Source organism: Halalkalicoccus subterraneus (assembly GCF_003697815.1).
In the GTDB taxonomy this organism is placed as follows: Archaea; Halobacteriota; Halobacteria; order Halobacteriales; family Halalkalicoccaceae; genus Halalkalicoccus; species Halalkalicoccus subterraneus.
This window is the reverse complement of record NZ_RDQG01000088.1, coordinates 1-6,677: the sequence shown is the minus strand read 5'-3', so window position 1 is coordinate 6,677 and position 6,677 is coordinate 1. Positions and strand designations below refer to the sequence as shown.

10 protein-coding genes are annotated in these 6,677 nt (G+C 64.5%); 4 read left to right on the top strand and 6 right to left on the bottom strand.

Annotated features, from left to right (window positions below; all coding sequences use genetic code 11):
• Positions 1–207: Rrf2 family transcriptional regulator (locus tag EAO80_RS18785; RefSeq protein WP_122091355.1), on the bottom strand; the 207-nt coding region annotated here is incomplete at its 3' end.
• Between the two features lie 151 nt (positions 208–358).
• Between EAO80_RS18785 and rocF the strand changes: the two genes are divergently transcribed.
• The gene (gene rocF / locus EAO80_RS18780) at positions 359–1,264 is read left to right on the top strand and encodes an arginase (RefSeq protein ID WP_122091354.1); all 906 of its coding nucleotides are present in this window, start codon (positions 359–361) and stop codon (positions 1,262–1,264) included.
• Between the two features lie 218 nt (positions 1,265–1,482).
• Here the strand turns inward: rocF and EAO80_RS18775 are convergent, their stop codons facing one another.
• The gene (locus EAO80_RS18775; RefSeq protein WP_122091353.1) at positions 1,483–1,758 is read right to left on the bottom strand and encodes a hypothetical protein; all 276 of its coding nucleotides are present in this window, start codon (positions 1,756–1,758) and stop codon (positions 1,483–1,485) included.
• Positions 1,759–1,865: 107 nt separating this feature from the next.
• Here EAO80_RS18775 and EAO80_RS18770 point away from each other — a divergent pair, with 107 nt between their 5' ends.
• The 3 genes from EAO80_RS18770 to EAO80_RS18760 are packed head-to-tail and all read left to right on the top strand — an operon-like array spanning position 1,866 to position 4,409.
• Positions 1,866–3,176: a M28 family peptidase gene (locus EAO80_RS18770; protein WP_122091352.1), complete on the top strand. Its 1,311-nt coding sequence runs from the start codon at positions 1,866–1,868 to the stop codon at positions 3,174–3,176.
• Between the two features lie 40 nt (positions 3,177–3,216).
• Positions 3,217–3,927 carry an NAD(+)/NADH kinase gene (locus EAO80_RS18765; RefSeq protein ID WP_122091351.1) on the top strand — a complete coding sequence of 237 codons (711 nt, stop codon included), beginning with the start codon at positions 3,217–3,219 and terminating at the stop codon, positions 3,925–3,927.
• A gap of 47 nt (positions 3,928–3,974) precedes the next feature.
• Complete coding sequence (locus tag EAO80_RS18760) at positions 3,975–4,409, top strand: DUF7313 family protein (protein WP_122091350.1); 435 nt, start codon at positions 3,975–3,977, stop codon at positions 4,407–4,409.
• Positions 4,410–4,601: 192 nt separating this feature from the next.
• Here the strand turns inward: EAO80_RS18760 and EAO80_RS18755 are convergent, their stop codons facing one another.
• The 4 genes from EAO80_RS18755 to EAO80_RS18740 form a co-directional block, all read right to left on the bottom strand.
• Positions 4,602–4,877, bottom strand: coding sequence for a DUF7314 family protein (locus EAO80_RS18755; RefSeq protein ID WP_122091349.1), 276 nt, complete (start codon positions 4,875–4,877; stop codon positions 4,602–4,604).
• Positions 4,870–5,175, bottom strand: coding sequence for a DUF7315 family membrane protein (locus EAO80_RS18750; RefSeq protein WP_122091348.1), 306 nt, complete (start codon positions 5,173–5,175; stop codon positions 4,870–4,872). The genes EAO80_RS18755 and EAO80_RS18750 overlap by 8 nt, the downstream gene beginning before the upstream one ends.
• A 25-nt stretch (positions 5,176–5,200) precedes the next feature.
• Positions 5,201–6,013, bottom strand: coding sequence for a cytochrome b family protein (locus EAO80_RS18745; protein WP_122091347.1), 813 nt, complete (start codon positions 6,011–6,013; stop codon positions 5,201–5,203).
• A gap of 6 nt (positions 6,014–6,019) precedes the next feature.
• The coding region (locus EAO80_RS18740; RefSeq protein WP_162994090.1) for a cytochrome b at positions 6,020–6,677 on the bottom strand (658 nt) is incomplete at its 5' end.

Genomic DNA, 6,677 nt, shown 5'->3' with positions numbered 1-6,677 from the left:
GGGCTTGTAGCCACCCTTCGGCCCGGGAACACCCTCGACCAGTTGCAGGGCTTTCAGGCTCTGCATCTGGTTGCGGATGGTCCCAGGATTGCGATCCACTTCCTCGGCGATGTCCTCACCCTTGACTGCGTCCTCGCCTCCCCGGTGGAGGTTGATCAGCGCGGTGAGTATGGTTTTCTGACTCGGAGTGAGTTCGATCGATGACATACCATGCCTTCGGTACAGATTCGCTTAAATGCGACGAATACGTTGGCACACCTGTTCGAATCGCAATCGGTCGGTTCTATCGTCGATGATTGCTCCGATATAGTGAGACGAAACCCGCAGGTTTAATCGGTAGATACTCGACTGAGCGGGTATGAGCGAACAAGTCCGAGTCATCGGTGCACCGCTCGATTACGGTGCGGATCGCCGTGGCGTCGACATGGGACCCTCGGCGATCCGGTATGCGGGACTCGCCGACGAACTCGCCGCGAGCGGGCGGACGACGGTCGACCGGGGCGATCTCAGTGTTCCGCGCGCCGAGGAGCGCGACCCGGACGCCGCCAGCCCGTCCGAAGGAACCGCGAAGTTCGTCAAGGAGGTCCGGGACGTCTGCGGGCGACTCTCCGAGGAGGTCGCGAGCACGCTCACGGACGGGGAGTTCCCGCTCGTTCTCGGTGGTGATCACTCGATCGCCATCGGCTCCCTGCAGGGGTCCAGTCGCGACGCCGACGTCGGCGTGCTCTGGTTCGACGCCCACGGCGATTACAACACGCCCGAGACCTCCCCCAGCGGCAACGTCCACGGGATGCCGATGGCCGCCGCGCTCGGCCACGGCTCGTTTGCCGACACCGACTGGGCCAACGCCTCGATCGACCCCGAGAACGTCGCGCTCGTGGGACTGCGCGCCCTCGACGAGAAGGAACGCCTCGCGATCCGCGAGAGCCCCGTCACCGCCTATACGATGTCGGACATCGACAAACGAGGGATCACGGCCGTCACCGACGAGGCACTCGAGGTCGCGACCGACGGGACCCAGGGGATCCACGTCAGCCTCGATCTGGACTGGCTCGATCCCAAGGAAGCGCCCGGCGTCGGCACACCCGTCCGCGGCGGCGTCACCTACCGTGAGGCCCATGCTGCCCTCGAAATCGTCGCGCGCGGAGGATCGCTTCGCTCGCTCGAAGTCGTCGAGGTGAACCCGATCCTCGATTCGGGCAACGAGACGGCGAGCCTCGCCGTCGAACTCGCCGCGAGCGCCCTCGGAAAACGCATCCTGTAAACGGATCTTTTGCGGCGAGTGGTGTGGTCCGAGAGACGCAAAGCGTTCTTTCGAACGACGCGAGGTGCACCCGAGCCGTGAAGGCCTCCTCCAAAAACACCGTCACGCCGAAGCCGTGACGGGCCTTCGTTCGACTCACTCCTGAAGAAACCGAGCGCGGCCCACGATCGGTCCGGATCCGACCAGCGGTTCGAGGATTCCAAAAATCGGTTGTGGAGTTATCGACTAGCGCGCAGTTTCGCCGGTACAGTCCCCGTCGCGAACACGTATGCGCCGATCCCGAGCAGCGCCACGGGAACCACTGCGAGCGCCGCAACGAGGGTTCCGGTAAGCATCGAACTGGCCATGAGAAACGCGACGAACGGCGTCACGAACAGTACCGCCGCGACGCCGAGCCCGCGGGCGACCGGCGACGGACCGCCGTCCCGCTTTGCACGTACCGCTACCCAGCAGCCGACGAGCAAACAGAACGCCGACAGTCCGAGGACATACATATAGTTTAAATTATCTAAATGTAGATATAACTACTGGCTGCGATCACCGCTCGAGATCTACGTTTCGTTTCGAAACACTTAGGCTCCGATCCGAATCACGACAACATATGACAGAGTGGATCGGTGAGGTGTTTACCAGCGATGCGGGATGGAACGTACTAGAGGAACTCGTCGACCTCGAAGACCGGATGGCGGGCACGGAGGGCGAGCGCCGCGGCGCGGAGCTGACGCGTGACGCGCTCGCGGCGGCGGGCTCACGAAACGCCCGCTTGGAGGAGTTTCCGATCCAGGGCTGGGTGCGCGGGAGTAGCGGGATCAGCGCCGGCGAGACGGTGCAAGACTGCATCGCGCTCCCCCGAAGCCCGTCGGAGAGCGCCCGCGGCGAACTCCTCGATCTGGGCTACGGGCTTCCGGAGGACTTCGAGGGGGCGGATATCGACGGCAAGGTGGTGATGGTTCGAAGCGACGTGCCCGACTACTTCGACCGCTACATCCACCGCCGCGAGAAGTACTACTACGCCGTCGCGGGCGGGGCGAGCGGCTTCGTCTACCGGAACCACGTCGAAGGCTGTCTCCCGCCGACGGGAAGCGTCGGCACACCCGAAGAACCCATCGGGGACGTCCCCGCGATCGGCGTAAGCAGCGAGGTCGGCGCGCGCCTCGCCCGACGGTTCGACGGCCGAGAGGTCGCCGTTTCGGTCGAAGCCGAGATCGACGACGCCACCAGCCGAAACGTCCACGCCGAGATGGGGCCTGACACCGACGAGGTGGTACTGGTGACGGGCCACGTCGACGCCCACGACATCGCGGAGGGAGCGAGCGACAACGGGGCCGGGACCGCAATAGTCGTCGAGATCGCGAACGCGTTGGCCGCCCGCGAGGACGAACTGGACACGAGAGTCGAGTTCGTCGTCTACGGTGCGGAGGAAGTGGGGCTGGTCGGCTCGGACCACCACGCCGCGAACGCCGACCACGATTCGATAAAAGCGATCGTCAACAGCGACGGGGTCGTCCGCGGGCGCACGCTGGAGTTCTACACCCACGGCTTTCCCGAACTCGACGCGGCCGCGGAGCGCGTCGCCGACGGGTTCGACCACCCCGTAAAGACGATCCCCCGACTGGGGCCCCACAGCGACCACTGGCCGTTCGTCCAGTGGGGCGTGCCCGGCTATCACGTCATGAGCGACACCGGCGAACAGGGCCGCGGATGGGGCCACACCTTCGCCGACACGCTCGATAAGGTCGACGTCCGCGATCTACGCGAGCAAGCGGTGCTGCTCACCGAGCTCGTCCGTGAGCTGGCGAACGAGGAAACGACCGTCGAGCATCGGGCGCCCGGGGAGATCGCGGCGGCGCTCGAAGACGAGAAGCAGGCGGCGGGCATGAAGGTCATCGGCGACTGGCCGTACGACGAGTGATCCCGCAGGCTTTTGCCGTGGGGGGCGTACCCCGACGTATGTGCGATGGCTTGCGGGTGGATCGACCGTGACCGTCGGCGTCGTCGGCGATGCCGCCGACGTGATCGAAACGCTCGAATCGACGGGTCGCTCGACGGTCGTCGGATCGCCGACGACGGTCGCGCGCGCGGACCCGTCGACGATCGTTACGGTCGGCGAAGAGGCGCTGCTGGCGACCGCCCGCGAGCGCCTCGACGTGCCGATCCTCGCGGTCGGAACTGACATCGGGCCGGCAGCCAGCGACCGGGCAGCGATCCGCGAAGCGCTTTCGAAGGGTGTCGAGCGAGAACAACCGTTGATCGACGTCTCGGTCGGCGGCGAGTCGGTCTCGACGGCCCTGCTTGACGTGATGCTCGTCACGAGCGAGCCGGCGCGGATCTCGGAGTACGCCATCGATCACGACGACGGGCGGGTCGCGGCGTTTCGTGCCGACGGCGTCGTCGTCGCGACGCCAGCGGGGAGCGAGGGATACGCCGCGACCGCCGGCGGTCCGACGATCGACGCGGGGGCCGACGCGCTCTGTGCGGTTCCGATCGCCCCGTTTCACACCCAATCGACACGCTGGGTGCTCGATACCAGCCCCCTGACGCTGTCGGTACTCCGCGACGAAGGATCGGTTTCGCTGCTGGTCGACGACGACGAACACGGCCCGATCGGCTCTGGACAGGCGGTCCGGCTGGCGGTCGACGGGTTCGTGCGGACGCTCCACTAGGACGAGAATTGGAAACACTCTAATGGGCGACCGTCCGTTATCCGGGTATGCAACCCCTGCAGCTCGAGGCGATCGACGGGGCGCTTGCGGCTGCGATCCCGTTTATCGTCTTCGCTCTCGCGCTCGTCAGTCTCGTCACCAGACTGCTCGCCCACCGTAGGCACGTCTCGCAGGCCGACGAACACGGTGCCGAGGGAATCACGCGGTACACTCCCCACGAGGTCATCTCGTTCGTGCTCGTGCTCACGACGTTCTACTACGTCCTCGTCGACCTCCACATCGGGGTCTCCCTCGCCGCGTTCGCTATCACGGCGTTCGTCGCCGATTTCTTCGAATTCGAGTCCCGATTGGTGGAGGCCCGGACCGACAGATCGCTTGAGGCTCCGAAAGCCGCGATCGGCGCGACCCTGTGTGTCGTCGCCTACGCCGGGTTCATCGCGCTCGTCGCGGTGGCCGGATCGTTCTGGTCGCCCGTCATCTAAACGGTTGAGCGATCGTTTTCGGTGACGCCCCTTTCGACCACACGGACGACGCACGGGTCCTTCTTCGCGATCGATTTGTTCCGATAATGGAGAGAATGGCGGTCACTCCGTGAATAACGTATCGTCATACAACGCGGAGGCGTTCGGCGCGAACGAACCGATAGACCGTATCTGCGAGCGATTCGAACCGCGTTATTCGGCGTTCTGTTGGCGATCCTCGTAGGCACGTCTCCCCTCGCGCACGGCAGGGATGGCAACCCAGAACGTGAGCGCACCGATGACCGCGAACCAGAACGCGATGTCCTTGATTCCGATAAGCACCTGCGAATAGAGGCTGACGTTGCTAGGGTTGGGAGCGATCAGCTGTGTCCCCCCGAAGCTCTCGGTGTTGAACCACGCCGCGATTATGAACCAGAGCAGGCCGCCGCTGGTCAGCATCCCGAACCCTTTGATGAACTCATCACTCATTGTTCGACGGTTCGTCCGCCCCGTCTTTAGCATTTCCCATTTCCGCGGTCCGAAAGCGGGTCGAAAAGGCGTAAACTGCAGCCGAGGCGACGATCAGTGCGACGCCACCGAGCGCCACGAGGGGCTCGACCTCGGCGAGGTCGGCCTGCGCGCGGTCGGTGGCGATATCGATCAGGACGAACCCTGCAACGACCCCGACGACCGCGAACAGGGTCGAGAACACCGTGACGACCTTATAAACTCGCGTCGGAACGACGACGCTGCCATCGGTGGCTTTCTCGGGAGGCGATTCCGACATGATCTAAATGGAGTGTGCCGCCGTATTACTTCGGCGGTCGAAGCCGGTAGTACCGTCGGTTGAGCGAGTACATGTACCCCTCGCGCATCGCCCGCAGAACGGCATACGTCAGCAGGAACCCGATCACCGGCAGGAAGAACGACAGGTTGAACACGAGCTCACCGGGGAACGGGAACATGTTCTCGAGCGGAAGGGCCGCGAGCGTGACCGCGAGGATGATCCCGCCGACTCCGATGGCCGCCCAGAACGGTTCCTCGACGGGTCGCCGTGCGCTGCCCTTGTTCAGGAAGGGGACGATGGCGATGACGCTGACGACGACGACGTTTGCCATCACGCCATAGACGCGATCAGTCACCAGCTTCTGGCCGCCCAGAATCGCGAGTTCGGGATTGATTGGACTGAGGTGCAACAGGCCGTACGACCAGTAGAGATACCAGTCGGGCAGGATGACCGCGGGCGTCGAGCTCGGGTCGGCCGGGGCCGGCATGTGCGGCGGCGCGGCCGCGGCGACGAGGAACATCATCCCGACGAAGAACGACGCCACCGAGAGGTTGCGAATGGTCTCGTGGGGCCAGGTCGGGAAGGCGAGCACGTCACGTTCGACGTACGTCGACTCCTGGCGGAGGTCCTGGTCCTCGCGCCGCGAACGCTCGAAGTACTCGTAGGTTAACCTGGAGAGCCCTTGCGTGCGCTCCTTTCGTTCGCGCCAGGTGGGTGTCTCGTCGTCCGGCGGGACGGCGGGGACGCCGCCACCGCCGTCCGCGCGCGGTTCGTCTCCGCCGCCGTCGGTTCGGACGTTCTCATCCGCCCGTGAGTCGGTGTTGGTTTCTTCGCTCATGATCGATCAGTGTGGCTCCGCGATCCCCTGCATCCAGACGATCCCGATGTGCATCGCGATCAGCGACGTCACCACGAACGGCAGGATGAACACGTGGAGGATGTACATCCGCTGGAGTGTCGATGCGCCAAGACTGAACCCGCCGAAGACCAGCTGGGCGACCCACTCGCCGATGAAGGGGACCGACAGCGCCATCTCGACGCCGATCTGACCCGCCCAGTACGACAGCTGGGTCCACGGCAGCAGGTAGCCGGTGTAGCCGAAGGCCATCGTCAGGCTGATCAGGACGATCCCGATCAGCCAGTTGACCTCCCGAGGCTCCTTGTACGCACCCGTGAAGTACACCCGCAGCATGTGCAGGAACACCGCCGCAGTCATGATCTGGGCGGACCATCGATGCAGGCTCCGAAGGAAGAACCCGAAGTTCATGTCCATCATGACCGTCACGACGGTATCATAGGCGACGGTCGTGTCCGCGCCGGCCGCGGTAGCGGTCGATGGCGCATAGTAGAACCCGAGTAAGGCACCCGTTATCGCCGCGACGATGTACGCGATCGTCGAGAAGGCTCCCAGCGAATACAACGGGTACCAGTACCAGAACTTGTTATCGAGGTTGTACTGTTCGGTGTGGCTCTTCGGCATCTGGAGGTTGACTCGGTAGTAC